Origin of the sequence: Erwinia billingiae Eb661, from assembly GCF_000196615.1 — a bacterium.
GTDB lineage: Bacteria > Pseudomonadota > Gammaproteobacteria > Enterobacterales > Enterobacteriaceae > Erwinia > Erwinia billingiae.
This window is the reverse complement of sequence record NC_014306.1, coordinates 1,255,520-1,272,436: the sequence shown is the minus strand read 5'-3', so window position 1 is coordinate 1,272,436 and position 16,917 is coordinate 1,255,520. Positions and strand designations below refer to the sequence as shown.

The window sequence follows — 16,917 nt, the reverse complement described above, 5'->3', positions numbered from 1 at the left end:
TGGTACAAATAAAACAGGCCCGCTGGCGGGCCGGGTGGTTATGCTGGCATCTGCGGCCAGTTGATATCGGGGGCTGTAGAAACATCAACCGCCTGGACCATCTGGATATACTGCATCCAGACCGTCAGCGAAGCCTTGTCCGCGTCTGTGATAATGCCCAGTGAAAGCTGCGTCTGCCATGCCTGCGTCGTGCTGTTCGCCTGGCTGATCAATTCCGCCTTGTGGCGGGTGGCCTCAGCAACATTCGCGGCACGCCGGGCATCCGTGTCCGTTACCCACTTTTTGCCGTCCCATACGTCAAAGACCGAGGACGGTTTAAGTGCCGTGGTACCAGAGCGATATTCCCCCGTTTCTGTAACCATGACTTCAGAACCATCAGCCACTGAATAAACCGTTTCGCCACGGTGGTCTGGTTCGGCCACCCAACCACCATTACGGAAAATTGCCACCTGCCCGGCGGCCACTGATGGCGGCACTGACGTGCTGGCATTGGCCGGGATGCCCACACCGGGCAACAGATATTCATCCGTTGTTCCGGTATATTCCCCGCTGACAGCGTCGAAGTTATAGACCTTCAGCGTGCCTGCAGACTTTGCCAGCCCGTCATTATCTAATATCACCTTAGCCATTATGCAGCCCTCACAATGTAGTTAAATGCCACGTTACGTGGGCGTACAGAAATCCACTGACTGCTGGTGATAACCCCACCCTGTTTTTGCTCGGCATACATACTGTTGTCGTTAAGAATTGCGCCAAGCGCGCCGTTTGCAGGAGATTTAGCATCGCCAGGCTGTGAACTTGTTACGCTGTCTGCCTGACTGAAAGAGGTACCAATGGTGCCGTTGGTTGTCGTTGCATCAGCGCCATAATAATCAAGCGCTGCCGTTCTGATTGATGTGGCCGCCTGCGCCGAAAGCAGTGCACGGGCATTGTCTGCAGCCCGCCCGTCATCCCATCCACGAATAAACTCACCTCTCAAATCAGGCAATTTCAGTGAGGGGTACGCTTTTGCCAGCACCGGATACGTTGTGGCGCTGAACGAGGCACCATTACATTTCAGCCATCCTTCGGGGACAGAGGCAAGCGACCAGGGCAATGGCACGCCAACCGGTAGCGCAGAGCCAGCACCCAGACCAAGATTTGTCAGAACGTCAGCTATTTTACCGGCGTCCTTAATCTCCTTCAGGGCATTTGCAATCTGAAGATATTGCTTATGGGGATTGGCGGCTCCGTTGTGCTCGGTCATCAGCTCTTCAGCGTACTGCCTGACCGTCAGGATGGCTTCATCCACATATTTACGGGTTGCCAGAACCACTGACGGGTCAATTTTGAGGGTGATGGCATCCGTGCTGTTTACAATCAGGATCATGCGGACGGTCTGCGTGCGCCCGCTTCCCTCCTGCAGCGCTGGCTTGTAGGTTTCCGGCGTATTGCACACCGCAATCAGCGTACCGTCCTCGGAAAACAGCCCCATCTCACGGATCCAGAATCCCCCATCCGTTTCGGGAATAATCTGCTCGGCGACAATCTGGCTGGCGTTCGCCGGATCGACGCTCAGCGCATTGATTGCTGCCCGCCGGTTCTCATTCACCAGCGCCGTTTGTGTTGCGCTGGGCGTTGGCAGCGAGCCGTTCCCGTCACCCACGGCCATCTGGGTAATGTTCAGTTTGGTGCCCAGCGCGGCGGCATTCGCAATCTTCGCCGCGCCGAGGTTAGTCACGATGGCATAATATTTTTGTGTCATGGTCCCACTTCCAGCAGATCGATAACGTGAACCGCCGCGCCGCCGTAAACGGTGCCGCTGACGGAGATAATTTCCGGGGTGTAGGGATAAACGGTCATGTCATCACCGTCATAGCTGGCGGCCGCCACTCGCATCTGGCCGTCAACCTGCAGATTGATGGACATCCCCAGCATATGGCGGCTACATGGCTTCGCATCGCCGATCAGCCGCTCCAGCTCCTGATAGGTTTCTTCGGTAATGCCCTGGTCCTGCACGCCGATATCCAGGCGGAACGTGCCGGGTGCCTCACCGGTCTGCCACCACTCGATAATGCGAATGAGAAAGCCAAACGGCTCCACCACGCGGCGAATGGCGCTGGTTGTGCCTTTATGCTGATGGATATAAAACGCATCCATCACCACCCGGCGCTTGACGCTTTCCGCCCAGGCTTCGTCCCAGCGGTCTACCGAAAACGCCCAGGCAAGATACGGCAGGAACAGTACCGGGCAGGTGGCCGGATCCCACAGGTCACGCAATGGCACCTCAAGACCTGTAATCCCGCTGCACACCTCCGCCATTCGTCGCTCAAGCGTGGATGATCCCGGCGGCATCAGGCTGTTATTCAGGCTCATTCCGCATCATCCTGATCCGCAATGGCTACAGCCGTTCCTGTGCAGTAACCGGTCTGCGTGCGGTCCATAATGATGTCCGCTGCAGGTTCGATTACTTCCACCCAGTCAACGCCGGCCACGCGCAGCACCGCGCCGTAAGACTCCCTCCGCACGCTGCGCCCCAGCCTGCCCTGCTCAGTCAGATAGGCAGCCAGCGCAGTTTTCGCTGCGGCCAGACACGGCCCCGCCGTCACGCCGTCAAACAGATGCAGCCGGGCATCCACGCTGTAACTGAAAATCTCCGCCCCCTGAGTCGTGACTCTGTCCGCCACCGGCCTGACGGTTTCGGCATTCAGCGCCTTATCGACAATGGTCAGCAGATCAGCGGATGCCGTGCCGTCACCCTCGCGGCTCAGCACGGTGATCAGTACCTCTGCCGGTAACGGACTGGTGGCAGACACATCCGCCACGCGCCCGTCCGCGCTCTTGGCGTAAAACTCGTATGCCGCCGTTGGACCAGCTACGGATAAACCTTCAAAAGCATTTGGCACTCTGAGGCGCAGATCGTCGTCCGACTCCATTACGGCATCCACCGGCGGCACGGCATCGGTATCAGCAGGCGTGATGGTCAGGCGGGATACGTTGTAGTTGGCTGCCAGCTGGTCCAGATCGCTGCTCAGGGCGTAGGCAACCATCACCGCCTGTGCCGCCTCATTAATCCGCTGAAGCAGCAGGATTTCTCGATAAACGTTTTCCTGCAGGGTTTTGACCTGCGGATCGGATTCCAGCGCCAGCACCCGGCGCACCGCCTCCTGTTTATCCACCGGATAAAGTGCGATCAGCGCCTCTTTACGCTCAGCCAGCAGCACCTCAAAATCCGGCACCAGGACAACCTGCGGCGCGGGTAGTTGTGATAAATCAATTACTGCCACTGTTCACCCCCGTTGATACCGACATAGAAACCGGTGAGCCGTCATCGCGCTGCCCGGCAATATCAACCTGCATCGAGCCATCAAAATCAGTCGTCAGGTTCACCGTATCAAGCCGGATACGTGGCTCCCATCGACTGAGGGCCGAATAGGTGGCCGCCATGACCTGCAGGCGCACCACATCATTTTGCGGCTGGTCAATCAGCACCGATAAAAGTGAACCGTATTCGCGTCGTGCCACCCTGCTACCCTCCGGCGTAATCAGAATGTCACGCACCGACTGGCGGATATGTTCAATATCGGTAATGGCTTCGCCGGTATCCCGGTTCATTCCCAGATACATCATCAGTGTGGCCCTCCGGTACTTGCACCGCCTTTTGCCACGCCATCATGCGTGTGACCGTCCGCCACCACGCCGTTAGATGTCATCGCCCCGCCGCCCTGCGTCACGCCGCCGTTAATGACAACTTCGCTGTTAATTTGCGTCTGGTCTGCGGTGACAATGAACGCGCCTGTTTTCAGCTCTATGCTGTCCGAGGCCTCAATCAGCACGCTCTTTATGCCTTTTATCAGCCAGCGCCCGGTGGCGGGTTCATATTCAAACCAGCCGCCGTCCGGGTACTCCGTCACGCTGCCATCTTCAGAATCTGAAGGTGGCGGGAAAGCCTCGGAATACACGGCGGGCAGTGCAAAGGCGGTTTCAAGATTGCCGCCCAGACTCAGGAGCACAACCTGCTCACCCACTGATGGTTTCCACCAGGTGCGGGAACTTCCTGCGCGTAATGTCAGCCAGTTAATCCAGTTAGTTTCAAGGTCGCCCGTTTTCACCCGGCACAGCCAGTTATCTTTATCCACTTCCGAGACGGTTCCGGTGCGGACAAGGTTGGTGATAAGGCGCATGATTTCGGTCAGTTGTGTGTTCATAGAAGGAGGGTGCCATGATCAAAACTTGACTGGGAGTGATGGGCATTGTGAGATAGGTGATACAACGGAAAGCCTGCTCTCATCTAAACTGCTCAGACAGTTTGCTTTATGCCATAAGCGAACGCTGATAACATTAATTGAAACAGGTTAGTACCGCTGCCCTGTAACTATGGATCAAACGTAGAACACTGTGTGCATGATTTTAAGTTTATAGATACGGCTCATAAAAGGAACACAATTAATCAGTCATTGCGATGCCATCAGAAACGAAAAAGGATCGCAATACCCTGGGTGATGAAGTTAACATTCTGATTTACCGCCATATGAAGTGTTCTGTGAAAAAACTGCCCCAGACGGGCGAAACCACTTCAGAATACAAAAAGCGGAAACACTTACTAGGGTGCGTATGACCGAAAAATCCCTTACACTAGTGAAAAAAATTGAAGAGAAAAAAATGAATAGCCTCCCAAAATTCCCAAAAATAAAAAATCTTAGAGTCAAGGGCCTTTATGGCTATAAAGATATTTTCCTAGAGTTCAAAGATGTAACTGTGATCATCGGTAAAAACGGCATGGGTAAGACCACTTTACTGAAATTAATTCACTCTTTACTTATCAATAAAAGAGATGAGTATTTAGTATCAATATGTGATTTTGCAGAACTGTCCTTCACGGATAATGAATCTATATGTTTCGGCGGGATTACTGATGAGTTTAAAAAAGAATTGTTAATGATGACTGTCAATAACCGAATTGATGAGTTAAAAAAAACCAAAGGTAAATCAATAACAAATACAGAAGAAATCACAAAAATAATAACTGACATGGTTTTTAATGATGAAAGTATAAGTAAAAAAATAAACGACACATTAAAAATAAATAAAGATGCTATTTTCTACAAAGAAAAAACTGAAGAATACATCAGAAATGAATTAAAAATAAGATACATATCCACTGTAAACATCTCCTTTAATGCTGATAATAATGTTGACATTGGTAATAGTATCTCTACAAACCTACTTGATCTTGCAACTGATAAAGAAATGAGGGATTTATTAAAAAGCGATAACGAGTTATATATAAATGCTTTTTTAGAACAAGTTAATGTAATGCTTAGCGATACTAACAAGAAGTTCTTCACCACAAGTAATGAGTATTGGGTTTTTGATGAAAACACAAGAAAAAAACTCACTTTAAGCCAGTTGTCATCTGGGGAAAGGCAACTTATTTACATCTTAGTTACTGCTGCAAATATTGGTGGTTCGCCAGCAATTTTCCTAATGGACGAGCCGGAAATATCGTTACATTTAAGTTGGCAAGAAAAAATACTCGATGCATTACGTAAAATAAATAATAACATGCAAGTCATCATCGTAACGCATAGCCCGGCAATTATCATGAATGGATACATGGACTCTTATGTAGATATTAAAAATATCATCACGGAGAACAATCATGGATGATTTTGATACAATTAGATCAAGTCGTAATTTTTTAAATACATACAATGTATTTACCACATCTGAACCAGCAGGCTTTCTTTATGTTGAAGATGCATCCGACCGTCTATTTTGGGAAGGACTTGTTAAGTCTGTATGTCCTGGGAGATATAGAGTCATGCCCTATTCACAGGGGGGAGCGGAAGCGAAAAGAAGCCTTGAACGCGAGTATGTTAACCTTCATCAGGATTTTATAGTTGGGGTCGATAGTGACTATGATTATTTATGCAGCAATAGAAATGAATTCGCAGAAAAGTTAAGTACTACTAAATATGTACTTCATACATTTTATTACTCTCGCGAAAGTCACATCAACTCATCGGAAGCCATTAATCACATTCTTGAGTGCTTTCACTTACATACATACCCTGAGAATCAGTTACAACTTTCCTTAGAAAAATATGCAGATACCATTTACCCTGCGCTTTCGCTTTTTTCATGGCTACATAATAATGAACCGCAGGCACACCCAGAAAATTTATTCAATATAGTTACCCATTTACCTGATGGTCACAGACTTCTCAATGCAGACCTTACTGTGAATGAAAATACTATAATTGAAGTTAAAAAAAAGGTAGATGAATATATTCACACCTACAACAAACAAATAAATGACAATGAGAATTATAATTCGCACCTTGAACTACTATTGCAGCGTGGAATAAATAAACACAATGCTCATTTATTTATTAATGGCCATTACCTTTTAGAGGGTATATTACTCCCAATTTTAAAAATGGTTGTCATGGCAGGCCAAAACCAAGATAAAGCCTGGGTTGAACAAAACTATGAAGGTGAGGCCATCGGACAACGAAAACGGCAGGTAGTTAATCATTACAAAGAGAATTGCAATACAAGCACTTTAGTTTTCCAGTGCACAGCTTACCATTCAGGTTTTTTCTGGCAACGAATAGCTGAAAAAATGCGAATAATTATCGGCATGCCGTAAGCTAATTTATTCTTATAGACATTTACAGCCAATCCATTATAACTTTGAAAACTCCTATTCTGGCCAACTAAGAAAGGAGTTTTACTTTCAAGCGAATAATAGCTTAATTTATTGCATTTCGATAAGTAGATAATTTATTGCCTTGGGGCTTGTTAACTCCAAGTTCAGATTATTAAGCATTAGGACCATGTCGCATCGGAAAGGATACTATTTTAAGAAAAGAATTCTATCGGCCCCTAATAGCCACGGCGCTAATAGTTACTTTACTTGTAGATGGGTAAGCATAAACTTTCACTCATAGCGAACTCTTAAATCAATGTTAATCCATATTAGTAAAAAATTAATGACCAGCATGTATTAATGACGTTCTTCGGAAAGCCATTGTAACAAAATTTCATTTATCGATATAGTCACTCCAACATTAACTCCGAGCAGTGGGCGCTGTGCATATTTAATTTCAGTCCCCTTCCGGTTCACCTTATCCCTCAGCCCGTAGTGATGCACGCGGGCCAGTCGCAGCACCTGCCCGGTGAAAGATACTTCAGCCTGATTCGCATTTGCATACGCCTTGAGGTACTTCGCCGTTTTAAGCTTCGTAAACATTTTGCGCCGAATACGGCCTTTCTTCGTTCTGGCCGTTATGCGCTTAGGTTCCCATGCCGTACCGTCCGGCGCGCGCTGTGCGGTGATGTTCGTCTGCTGAATTTTGCGCACGTCCCGCGCCACCTTACGCAGCATCCTTGAGCGTTGGGCAGGCTCCAGCTGATTAAGCAGCGCAGCCAGCCAGGCATCAACCTGCTGCAGATTATCCATGTTGATGCGATGCCCAGAATTCGTCCGGCTGCTCAGGCTCCGGCACGGCCTCTACCCGCATCACGCCATCCACCTCGCGGGCGATCACCCGTTCGGTTAGCTTGAGATTCAGGCTAAGATCACAGCGGTCATTACCAAGAATATCCACTTCAAACGTAAAAAGCTTTTCGCGCTCTTCCGTATTCTGCAGCGCGTCAGGCTGGTTATCGCGAAGCCAGAACTGGACGGGTGCCATCAGCAGATTCTGATCGCCAGTGAAGTCCGTTATCACGATATTCAGCGTGTAACGGTACTCCCACGAAACGGAGTTGGCGGATGTGGCAACCAGCGAACCGTTATCCACAAACAGATGCAGCCGGTCAGGATTTTCGCGTACGTATGGCACGGCATCATTCAGGGCTTTTCGTAAGGATTGCGGCTTGTTCATCGTCTTTTTCCTGACAGGTCACTATGGTGTCCACCTTATCGGCGCAGTTCGCCCAGGCGGCTTCAGCGTCATCCAGCGCGGCCAGCAGCTCGCCATTACTTCGGGGTGATGACGGCCCCAGGTGGCACCGGGTGATTTTGGGACAGCCACTCGCGGTAAGATTCACCTCCGGCGATGGCCGGTCTTGCGCGCAGCCGGACAACAGCATCAGGCAGAAGGGAATCAGCCCATATGCGCAATTCATCATTTTCACGCTTCAGTTCCTCAATGCGCCGCTGCCTGTCACGCAGCAGGGTATTATTTTTTTCAGCCGCGGCATAAAGCTGCGTCTGCGCCTGGCTGCTGGTTTGCGTCAGGATATTCAGGGCAATAAGCTGGCTGTTCTTCTGCGTCAGCGCCTGCTTTTTGCTGTTCAGTTCTTTGCCCTGGCTTTCAATCGTGTAGCTGGCGTTATTCAGCCGCCACGACTGCCAGCCCAGCGCCGCAAACAGCAAAGACATAATCAGGACGATCGGGCGCATCATGTACCGGCACCCTTTAAGCACCAGGCCAGTTCCCGCCCACGGCGGTTATCCAGCCCCTGATTGAACACGCCTTTGACGTACACCCAGCGCGGCAGCTGATTGCAGGCATCACGCCAGCGCTCAGCTTTCAACAGCTTCACCATCGTGGAAGTGCAGGCGTTGCCGGTGCCGACGTTGAACGCAAAAGACACCACCGCGTCATACACCTTTTGCGGCATAACCACCCCGACACAGCGCGCCAGCGCGGTTTCAACCCGCAACACGTTGGTAATGAAATTCCCCGCCGCCTGCCGTTCCGTGATTGTCCTTCCCAACACCACGCCGTGGGTGTTTCCGATCCCGTCTGTCCAGACGCCCGCACTGCACTGATAGGGACTGAGGCGGCAGCCTTCATAGTCCGCAATCAGCCGCATCCCCTCAACGGAGGTGTGCAGCTGCTGGAAGCCGGGCAGCGTGGCGGTAATTGCCAGCACGACACCCACGGCGCAACGCTTAACGAGTTGCAGATTCATAGTCCTCCCGACTGATACGCCCGCTGGCCAGCAGCTGGTAGGTCTTGCGCTTGTAATACCAGCTGATGAACGCCATCAGGATCCCAACCAGCAATCCGGCCACCGTTGAAATATCCTTGAGCGACAGATCGCCCAGCCACGCCATCAGAATTGCAATGCACCAGGTGATAACGGTGCTGATTTTCTCCATCATGATTCAGTCCCAAAGCTGAACGGTCTGAGAGGTGGCAGCAGGCGCAGAGTCCGGCAGCTCAACCTCAAGGCCGTGAGGTAAAATCGGGCCATGTTCGGCCAGTCCCGGATTCGCCTGCAGCACCTGCTCCGTCACGCTCTGCGTGCGCCCGTAGTGACGCCAGCAGAGTGCGTCCACCGTGTCATACTGCAGCGCACGCACTTTCATCAGATCAGTTCCACAATGTTGTGCGGCATATCCTGCACACGGCTGATCGCCCACCGCGCATCGCGCCACAGGTCACCACTGGCATCGTCCAGCACCTCACCCCGTTTTGCGGCGGCTGCCGTGGCGTCAAAGTCCTGATAACGCTCGTTCAGCACCGCCCGCGCCCAGCACCAGACCGCATTGCGGTAGTGATGCAGGCGCTGGCTTTCGCCTGCCAGCTTTTCTGACGGCACGTCCGCAAGGCTGTTGAAGCCCCTGATTTCCTGCCGTTCGCGGTAGCCATAAAGCTCCGCATTCACCTCTGACATCGCAGTCAGAACGACCTGACGCAGGCGGGCCGGGGTTACGGTGCCGTCAACGCGCATCGCCGCGCGAAAGCCCGCCAGATCGATATCCGGCCAGAAAGAGTTGTTGAGGATAATTTCCGGCGTATCCGACGCCTTTTCTGGCGCAACAAACTGCATTGTCATTGCCGTGGTACTCCTGAATTAGTCGGGCGGTGGACGGGGTTTTGATGCGGCAATGCCTGTCGCCACCCCGTGCCGCCCCGCGCGTTGGCACGTCCGGTTATCAGCTGGCGTTACGGAGTTTCCGCTCCAGCTGCTCTGTGTCTTTTTTCACGCCGCATTTGTCGTCAAGCTGCATGGCGCGCTTCAGGTGATTCAGGGCCGAAACGGGCTGGCTTTCGCGCAGCACGTAGCCAAGCGACTTGTGCAGGCGGGCGCGTGACTGGTCAGGCATATCCAGACCATCGATCATGTCCAGCGTCTGCATCAGCAGCTCAGCATCAAACGGGGTTTCGGCCAGAAGGGCAGCTTTGGCGGCATCGGCCATTTCTTCCGTCAGCAGCGTCTGCACGTTCCGGTTAAAGCCGGTAGGCATAACCCAGCCGTGTTTCAGTGCGTGTCGGCCAATCGCAAGCGCACCGGCATATTCCCCGGCATCGATACGCCACAGCATCACGTACATCAGCACGTCATCCTGACGCGCACCGTCAGCGGCCAGCACGCCCTCCGTCCAGGCGGCATATTTTGGGAGTACTTCCAGCTTGATTTCAGCTTTCTTAACCGTGGACTGAATGCCCTTGAGGCGGCGGCGGTCTTCACCCAGCTGCATCAGCATCAGGTCATAGCCTTTTTCATGGCGAACGCTGCCGCCCTGACGGGCGGCCTGTTCGGCCTGAATGCGCTGGCGGTGTTGCCGTGCGGGACTCAGGCTCATGGGTTACTCCCCTGCTTCCGCTGCCACGGTTGAGAAGTCGCCGATGGTGATGTTTTCTACCAGCGCGGCGCAGCGGTAATCCTCAACAACGTAGGCTTCGTTTACCGATTCAAAGTTTTCGATGCGGTCACGCTTCGGATTGTCGATAACCGAACGGCGGCGGGTGTCTTCCTGCCAGTAGATGGACAGGTTATCCAGGCGGGTGATCAGCACCGCATTGGCCGGGAAGTACGGCGCACGGACTGCCTGCAGGCCACCCATGCGTTTCTGGCTGATAATCAGGTCAGCAGCCAGCTTTTCCGTATTGGCCTGATCGCTGTTGACCAGCGGGAAATACTTGTCAGACAACAGCTCACGGCCGCAGATAACAACCAGCTCGTCATCGTCCTGGAAAATTGGATCGATAAGCTCATTGACCGCATCCATCACCAGCGCGTCCAGGTTGGCGTAAGCGCCACCTTTGCCCACCTTCACCGGTGCGGCTGTGGTGGTGCCATCTTCTGCCGTTTTGCTGCCCAGCACGTTATCCGGCGCATCCTCACGCACCTTCTGCAGCCAGCCCTTGTTCACGTCCTGCAGCAGCTGATTCTCTGCGCGGTTGGAAGTTTTGACGCGCTTCACGCCGTTAAAGCCGATCATGATGCGGTCCAGCGACTGACGCTTGATGATCGCGTCCCGGATACGCACCTGGAAGTCCTGGAACTTGGCCCACATGTCCAGCTTCGCGTAGGTCAGCGCCGTATCGAAGTTGGTCTGCTCACACTTGTACTCGACGCCCGCCATTACCGTTGGATCGGTTGGCTCACGGTCTTTCGCGGTGGTGTCGGTGGTACCAGCAATGGTGCTGCCCACGCCAAGCCCCAGCAGCTCGCCGGACTGTTCAGCCACGCCGATCACGTTGATGTTGGTGAGAAATGCGGCCGACTGCTGGATCTGGTCTTCCAGCGTCTGCGCCACGGACGCCTCCACGTTGAATTTGCTCGACAGGTCAATGACCTCCACGCCGTTCAGGCGGGCCAGCTGCATCAGGTAGGCGTTAAAGGCAAAGCGGGTTTTCTGTTTCATCGGGTTTGTTGCTCCATCAGCAATTGGTCAGGCCGCCAGCCGGTACGTCACCGCCCGGTGCGCGCTGGCGATAATCGGTGCGGCTGTCCTGACGGCTCAGCTGCGCCTGAAGTTCGTTAAATGCGGCCACCTGCTCAGAGAAAGCGGTTTGCTGCGTTTTCAGCTCCGTCTCCATCTGGCTCAGCCGTTCGGCCTGCCCGCTCAGCGCGGAATCCGTGCGGGTGCTCAAGCTCTGCTGCTCGGTGGCAACCAGCTCCACCGCCTTATGCACGTCAGAAAAGCGCGCATCGTCGGACTGCTCTTTTTTGCTGAACAGCGCGGTAACGCGGGTGAACAGGGACAGCTTGTCGTCCTGGGCTTCCGTCAGTTCGATAACCGTTTCTTCAGCGGCGGAAAACAGGTTTTCAGGTGACTGCTTGCGGTTTGCCAGCGGGTTACGCGTGGCCGTTGCGCTGAACGTCAGGATTTCTGTCCCGAGGCTGGCCGGATCGTCAGTGGCAGCCAGGCCAATCAGATACGCCTTGCCGGTGTCGGCAAATTTCGGGCTGATTTCCATTGAGGTGAACAGCTTCTGGCCCAGCTTAACCAGCGCCACCAGACCGTCCGTCGGTTCGATATCCGCATACAGCGCCATCTTTCCGACCAGCGGGCCATCCTTGATTTCCTCTGCCGCCAGCGCCGTCACTTTGCCGTAGCGGTTAAACGTGCTGTCCGGGGAGTAAGACTTGATGTGTTCAAGGTTGATCGTGGCCGTGTACAACTCCGGGTTATAGGCGGCGGCCATCTGTACCAGCCATTCGCGCGTGATTTCGCGTCCGTCCGTGGTGGCACCTTCCACCCCGATACGAAAACGTTTTGCTTTTACCGTCATGAGCCAGGCTCCGTTGAGAAATAACTCTGTGAGGCCTTATGTTTGCGGTGATGGGGGGGCTGAAACAACGGGCTGGCATTGTGGGGGGAACCACACAATCAGATGCGGCAGAAAAGGCGGCGTCGGGGCCGTATTTTGGGGCAATGAATACAATACTGACGCCCGCAGACCTCGATCCCCGCAGACAGGCTCTTATCCTGTACTTTCAGGGATACCGCATCGCCCGCATTGCTGAAATGCTGGGAGAGAAACCCGCAACCGTTCACAGCTGGAAGAAGCGCGACAAGTGGGGCGACTACGGCCCGCTTGATCAGATGCAGCTGACCACCACCGCGCGTTACTGCCAGCTGATTATGAAGGAGCAGAAAGAAGGGAAGGATTTCAAGGAGATTGACCTGCTCGCGCGCCAGTCCGAGCGCCACGCCCGCATCGATAAGTTCAGCAACGGCGGGAATGAGTCGGACCTGAACCCGAAGGTGGCCAACCGTAACAGCGGCCCGCGTAAGCCGCCTGAGAAAAACGTCTTCAGCGACGAACAGATTGAAAAGCTGCAGGAGGTTTTCCACGGTTCGATGTTCGGTTATCAGCGCAACTGGTGGGAAGCGGGCAACAGGCACCGTATCCGCAACGTTCTGAAGTCCCGCCAGATTGGCGCAACCTTCTACTTTGCCCGCGAAGCGCTGATTGATGCGCTGACCACCGGCCGCAACCAGATTTTCCTGTCAGCCAGTAAGGCGCAGGCGCACGTCTTTAAGCAGTACATCATTGAGTTTGCCCGTGAGGTGGACGTGGATCTGAAGGGCGATCCGATGACGCTCAGTAACGGCGCGTGCCTGTACTTTCTTGGCACCAACGCCCGTACCGCGCAGAGTTACCACGGAAACCTCTATCTGGATGAATACTTCTGGATCCCGAGATTCCAGGAGCTGCGCAAGGTTGCATCCGGTATGGCGCTACACAAAAAGTGGCGGCAGACGTATTTCTCCACTCCGTCCAGCCTGACGCACAGCGCTTACCCGTTCTGGTCCGGCGCCCTGTTCAACCGTGGCCGCGCCAAAACGGATCGCGTGGACATCGACCTGACGCACGGTTTCCTGTCGCCGGGTAAGTTCTGCGATGACGGCCAGTACCGCCAGATTGTCACCGTTGAGGATGCGGTGCGCGGCGGCTGCAACCTGTTTGATATCGACCAGTTGCGCCTGGAGTACAGCCCGCCGGAATATCAGAACCTGCTGATGTGCGAGTTTATCGACGACCTCGCGTCCGTGTTTCCGCTTGCCGATCTTCAGGCGTGCATGGTGGACAGCTGGGAAGTCTGGCAGGACTTTGAGGCGCTGGCGCTGCGTCCGTTCGGCTGGCGTGAAGTCTGGATCGGATACGACCCGGCCAAAGGCACGCAGCACGGCGACAGCGCCGGGTGCGTGGTGATTGCACCCCCTTCCGTTCCCGGCGGCAAGTTCCGCATTCTGGAGCGCCACCAGTGGCGCGGCATGGACTTCCGCGCGCAGGCCGATGCCATCAAGGAGCTGACCCGCCAGTACAACGTGACCTACATCGGCATTGACTCCACCGGCGTGGGCCATGGCGTCTATGAGAACGTGAAGATGTTTTTCCCGGCGGTAAAAGAGTTTGTCTATAACCCAAACGTGAAAAACGCCCTGGTGCTTAAGGCATACGACATCATCAGCCACCGCCGCCTGGAGTTCGACGCGGGCCACACCGACATCGCGCAGTCATTCATGGCTATCCGCCGGGCAACAACCGCCAGCGGCAACCGTCCGACCTATGAAGCCAGCCGCAGCGAAGAAGCCAGCCACGCCGATTTAGCCTGGGCAACCATGCATGCCCTTTCCAATGAGCCGCTTCAGGGTGAAGCCGCACACACCAGCAACATCGTGGAGATTTTTTAATGAGCAAACGCAGGAACCGCAGCGGCCAGCAGGCCACCACCCGTACCGTTCAGGCCAGCGCACCGCAACAGCCGCACGCAGAGGCCTTCACCTTTGGCGACCCGGTGCCGGTGCTGGATCGCCGCGAACTGCTGGATTACGTCGAATGCGTGGTGATGGATAAGTGGTATGAGCCGCCGGTGAGTTTTGACGGGCTGGCGCGCACGTTTCGCGCCGCCGTACATCACAGCTCGCCGATTGCCGTTAAGCGCAACATCCTGACCAGCACGTTTATCCCGCACCCGCTCCTGAGCCAGCAGGCATTCAGCCGCTTCGTTCAGGACTATCTGGTGTTTGGTAATGCCTATCTGGAAAAGCGCACTAATCGGTTGGGCGGCGTGCTGTCGCTGGAGCCGGCACTGGCAAAATTTACCCGGCGCGGCACCGATTTAGACACCTACTGGTTTGTGCAGTACGGCCTGACATCGCAGCCGTATGAATTCACCAAAGGCAGCATCTTCCACCTGATGGAACCGGATCTGAATCAGGAGGTTTACGGCCTGCCCGAATATCTTTCTGCCATTCCGTCCACGCTGCTGAATGAGTCGGCCACCCTGTTCCGGCGCAAATACTACATGAACGGCAGCCACGCGGGCTTTATCATGTACATGACTGACCCGGCGCAAAGCCAGGAGGACGTTAACAACATCCGTGCCGCGATGAAAGGAGCCAAAGGTCCGGGCAACTTCCGTAACCTGTTTATGTATTCGCCGAACGGCAAGAAAGACGGCATTCAGATCATCCCGCTGTCAGAGGTGGCGGCGAAGGATGAATTTCTTAGCATCAAGAACGTGAGCCGCGATGACATGATGGCCGCGCACCGCGTACCGCCGCAGATGATGGGAATCATCCCTAATAATGTTGGTGGCTTCGGAGATGTTGAAAAAGCGAGCCGGGTATTTGTTCGCAATGAATTAACACCACTTCAAAAAAGGCTCGGAGAATTAAATAACTGGCTTGAGGAAGAAGTCATAAAATTTAATGATTATAATTTTTAAAAACGGGCCTTTCATTAAGAATAATGGAAGGCTCAGAATTTATCATTTTGTCTCAATCACGTCCAAGTACTTATGAAATATATCCCAAGTTGCCTTGATACAATCCTTATATTGCTGTTCCGAAAGGATCTCTGGACGACCATGCCTTGCATCCAGTTGGAGTTTACCAACTTTTTCCCTAATAAAATCCGCTTCTAGGCCAAGAGTTTCCTTGAATAAATCCCAACTTTTCTGCTTGGGTTTGCCTAATCGTAAGGCATTATGATTCTTCAACCACTCTAATGCACGGTAACAACAGAATGATGTGTCACTTACATCTTTGAGTGCATCACTCATACTTGATAAAGCTTGACTGATATACATCCCACTCTCACCAATTGAATATTTTCTAATCCTAGCTAAGGATGCATCATAATCATTTATTGGGAAGTGTTGTGTTATAAGAGTGTTATTGATTCCATAGACTTCATCCCACGCTAATGAATCGTTAATAACTCGCATAACTTCAGCTCTATAACTATGCCCTGTTATAAACGCAACTTTCGCCAAATCTTGCTCTACAATTCCTTGAACAAAATTTCTCATAGTAAACATATCAAAAACATCCTCACCCTCCACATAAACCAAAAGTTGATTCATAAGAATCCGGACATCCACTTTGAAAACCTCATTTACATTTCCAGCTGTTTGAAATGAAGATTTAGTTTTGAAGTAATGTTTGTCGATTATTGCTCTATTGGGATGTATGGTTCCGATAAAAGTGTAAAGTGACATTATATTCCCTTTTTATAGGATTGAGCCTGATTGTCGGATTATACCTTAAAAGCTGCAGCGCGCGCTCGTACCCCCGCCACGCCTGCCCGCTTTATGAAGTGGTTTTCATGCACTGCATGACCTACGCAAAAGCCCGCCATTGCTGGCGGGCTTCAGGTAAAACGATCATCGCGGGATCATGCGAACTCATGCAGCATAGGCATGCACTGCCCATGCATCAGCTATAACAAGGAAAAGTCATCGTCAGCTGGCAGATTTTCTGTCACGTCTGAAGATAGCTGTTGAAGATATAAAAGACCTTGTGAGAGTGAAACAGGTTCTGAAAACTCAAACATGAATGCGCCATCGATAGTCCTGCCTAACCAGTAACCTCCCCCGTTCTTCTTTGGGCGCTGGAAGAAAACCCATCCGCCAGGAACGTATTTTGTGAGTGAGTCACCGCGATAGATTATCTGGTAATTGTCGTCACGCTTGGCCATACGTCACCATCTTTTCCAAAGCTGCAGTTACTGTTTACCATCTGAATTTTAGCCCTCACCTAACTTCTTCCTTCCGCCAATCTTCTGATCCCGAATCTCATCCACAATCCCCGTGAACATCTCAGCTACCCAGACCATGGCAATTTCTTTGTCGTCATCATTGTAGAGATCGTTGACCAATGAACGTGTAATCAAATCAATGCGCTGCAGTCGAATAGACTCCATGTAAAAATCTTTCATTCTCCCTCCC

General features: G+C 52.6%; 24 protein-coding genes. 4 read left to right on the top strand and 20 right to left on the bottom strand.

From position 1 onward, the window contains the following. Window positions 1-38 precede the first annotated feature (38 nt). From EBC_RS07220 to EBC_RS07195, 6 genes are read right to left on the bottom strand one after another with little or no spacing between them, the layout of a single operon-like run. Window positions 39-629, bottom strand: coding sequence for a tail fiber assembly protein (locus EBC_RS07220; RefSeq protein WP_013201136.1), 591 nt, complete (start codon window positions 627-629; stop codon window positions 39-41). Beyond that, window positions 629-1,744, bottom strand: a complete 1,116-nt coding sequence (locus EBC_RS07215; protein ID WP_013201135.1) for a phage tail protein — start codon at window positions 1,742-1,744, stop codon at window positions 629-631. Before EBC_RS07215 ends, EBC_RS07220 begins: the two co-directional genes overlap by 1 nt. Beyond that, window positions 1,741-2,355 carry a phage tail protein I gene (locus tag EBC_RS07210; protein ID WP_013201134.1) on the bottom strand — a complete coding sequence of 205 codons (615 nt, stop codon included), beginning with the start codon at window positions 2,353-2,355 and terminating at the stop codon, window positions 1,741-1,743. The genes EBC_RS07215 and EBC_RS07210 overlap by 4 nt, the downstream gene beginning before the upstream one ends. Beyond that, complete coding sequence (locus EBC_RS07205) at window positions 2,352-3,266, bottom strand: baseplate J/gp47 family protein (RefSeq protein WP_013201133.1); 915 nt, start codon at window positions 3,264-3,266, stop codon at window positions 2,352-2,354. Before EBC_RS07205 ends, EBC_RS07210 begins: the two co-directional genes overlap by 4 nt. Continuing rightward, window positions 3,253-3,612 carry a GPW/gp25 family protein gene (locus EBC_RS07200; RefSeq protein ID WP_041691933.1) on the bottom strand — a complete coding sequence of 120 codons (360 nt, stop codon included), beginning with the start codon at window positions 3,610-3,612 and terminating at the stop codon, window positions 3,253-3,255. The genes EBC_RS07205 and EBC_RS07200 overlap by 14 nt, the downstream gene beginning before the upstream one ends. Then, entirely contained in the window at window positions 3,609-4,187 is a 579-nt protein-coding gene (locus EBC_RS07195) for a phage baseplate assembly protein V (RefSeq protein WP_013201131.1), read from the bottom strand. The genes EBC_RS07200 and EBC_RS07195 overlap by 4 nt, the downstream gene beginning before the upstream one ends. A gap of 406 nt (window positions 4,188-4,593) precedes the next feature. Here EBC_RS07195 and EBC_RS07190 point away from each other — a divergent pair, with 406 nt between their 5' ends. Beyond that, on the top strand, window positions 4,594-5,649 hold the full coding sequence (locus tag EBC_RS07190; protein ID WP_013201130.1) for an AAA family ATPase: 1,056 nt from the start codon (window positions 4,594-4,596) through the stop codon (window positions 5,647-5,649). Then, window positions 5,642-6,634 (top strand): DUF4435 domain-containing protein, encoded by a 993-nt coding sequence (locus EBC_RS07185; protein ID WP_013201129.1) that lies wholly within the window; start codon window positions 5,642-5,644, stop codon window positions 6,632-6,634. Before EBC_RS07190 ends, EBC_RS07185 begins: the two co-directional genes overlap by 8 nt. 357 nt (window positions 6,635-6,991) lie before the next feature. Here EBC_RS07185 and EBC_RS07180 read toward each other — a convergent pair whose 3' ends face one another. From EBC_RS07180 to EBC_RS07135, 11 genes are all read right to left on the bottom strand, one after another. Further along, entirely contained in the window at window positions 6,992-7,447 is a 456-nt protein-coding gene (locus tag EBC_RS07180; protein ID WP_013201128.1) for a phage virion morphogenesis protein, read from the bottom strand. After that, the gene (locus EBC_RS07175; RefSeq protein WP_013201127.1) at window positions 7,440-7,874 is read right to left on the bottom strand and encodes a phage tail protein; all 435 of its coding nucleotides are present in this window, start codon (window positions 7,872-7,874) and stop codon (window positions 7,440-7,442) included. Before EBC_RS07175 ends, EBC_RS07180 begins: the two co-directional genes overlap by 8 nt. Further along, complete coding sequence (lysC, locus tag EBC_RS26105; protein WP_231853679.1) at window positions 7,837-8,082, bottom strand: Rz1-like lysis system protein LysC; 246 nt, start codon at window positions 8,080-8,082, stop codon at window positions 7,837-7,839. The genes EBC_RS07175 and lysC overlap by 38 nt, the downstream gene beginning before the upstream one ends. Continuing rightward, entirely contained in the window at window positions 7,970-8,398 is a 429-nt protein-coding gene (gene lysB / locus EBC_RS07170; RefSeq protein ID WP_157868008.1) for an Rz-like lysis system protein LysB, read from the bottom strand. The genes lysC and lysB overlap by 113 nt, the downstream gene beginning before the upstream one ends. Next, window positions 8,395-8,910, bottom strand: a complete 516-nt coding sequence (locus EBC_RS07165) for a lysozyme (protein WP_041691931.1) — start codon at window positions 8,908-8,910, stop codon at window positions 8,395-8,397. The genes lysB and EBC_RS07165 overlap by 4 nt, the downstream gene beginning before the upstream one ends. After that, entirely contained in the window at window positions 8,891-9,103 is a 213-nt protein-coding gene (locus EBC_RS07160) for an HP1 family phage holin (protein WP_081461027.1), read from the bottom strand. The genes EBC_RS07165 and EBC_RS07160 overlap by 20 nt, the downstream gene beginning before the upstream one ends. A 3-nt stretch (window positions 9,104-9,106) precedes the next feature. Beyond that, window positions 9,107-9,310, bottom strand: coding sequence for a tail protein X (locus EBC_RS07155; RefSeq protein WP_013201123.1), 204 nt, complete (start codon window positions 9,308-9,310; stop codon window positions 9,107-9,109). After that, window positions 9,310-9,774 (bottom strand): head completion/stabilization protein, encoded by a 465-nt coding sequence (locus EBC_RS07150; RefSeq protein ID WP_041692225.1) that lies wholly within the window; start codon window positions 9,772-9,774, stop codon window positions 9,310-9,312. The genes EBC_RS07155 and EBC_RS07150 overlap by 1 nt, the downstream gene beginning before the upstream one ends. Window positions 9,775-9,880: 106 nt before the next feature. Continuing rightward, the gene (gene gpM, locus EBC_RS07145) at window positions 9,881-10,531 is read right to left on the bottom strand and encodes a phage terminase small subunit (RefSeq protein ID WP_013201121.1); all 651 of its coding nucleotides are present in this window, start codon (window positions 10,529-10,531) and stop codon (window positions 9,881-9,883) included. A gap of 3 nt (window positions 10,532-10,534) precedes the next feature. Further along, the gene (locus EBC_RS07140; protein ID WP_013201120.1) at window positions 10,535-11,596 is read right to left on the bottom strand and encodes a phage major capsid protein, P2 family; all 1,062 of its coding nucleotides are present in this window, start codon (window positions 11,594-11,596) and stop codon (window positions 10,535-10,537) included. A gap of 16 nt (window positions 11,597-11,612) precedes the next feature. After that, window positions 11,613-12,467 (bottom strand): GPO family capsid scaffolding protein, encoded by an 855-nt coding sequence (locus EBC_RS07135; protein ID WP_013201119.1) that lies wholly within the window; start codon window positions 12,465-12,467, stop codon window positions 11,613-11,615. A 143-nt stretch (window positions 12,468-12,610) separates the two neighbouring features. Between EBC_RS07135 and EBC_RS07130 the strand changes: the two genes are divergently transcribed. Further along, window positions 12,611-14,377: a terminase ATPase subunit family protein gene (locus EBC_RS07130; protein ID WP_013201118.1), complete on the top strand. Its 1,767-nt coding sequence runs from the start codon at window positions 12,611-12,613 to the stop codon at window positions 14,375-14,377. Then, window positions 14,377-15,414, top strand: a complete 1,038-nt coding sequence (locus tag EBC_RS07125) for a phage portal protein (RefSeq protein ID WP_013201117.1) — start codon at window positions 14,377-14,379, stop codon at window positions 15,412-15,414. The genes EBC_RS07130 and EBC_RS07125 overlap by 1 nt, the downstream gene beginning before the upstream one ends. Before the next feature lie 42 nt (window positions 15,415-15,456). Here EBC_RS07125 and EBC_RS07120 read toward each other — a convergent pair whose 3' ends face one another. From EBC_RS07120 to EBC_RS07110, 3 genes are all read right to left on the bottom strand, one after another. After that, window positions 15,457-16,188, bottom strand: coding sequence for a hypothetical protein (locus EBC_RS07120; RefSeq protein WP_013201116.1), 732 nt, complete (start codon window positions 16,186-16,188; stop codon window positions 15,457-15,459). A gap of 221 nt (window positions 16,189-16,409) precedes the next feature. Beyond that, window positions 16,410-16,667: a hypothetical protein gene (locus tag EBC_RS07115; RefSeq protein WP_041691929.1), complete on the bottom strand. Its 258-nt coding sequence runs from the start codon at window positions 16,665-16,667 to the stop codon at window positions 16,410-16,412. Window positions 16,668-16,715: 48 nt separating this feature from the next. Then, on the bottom strand, window positions 16,716-16,907 hold the full coding sequence (locus tag EBC_RS07110; protein WP_013201115.1) for a hypothetical protein: 192 nt from the start codon (window positions 16,905-16,907) through the stop codon (window positions 16,716-16,718). Between the last annotated feature and the right edge of the window lie 10 nt (window positions 16,908-16,917).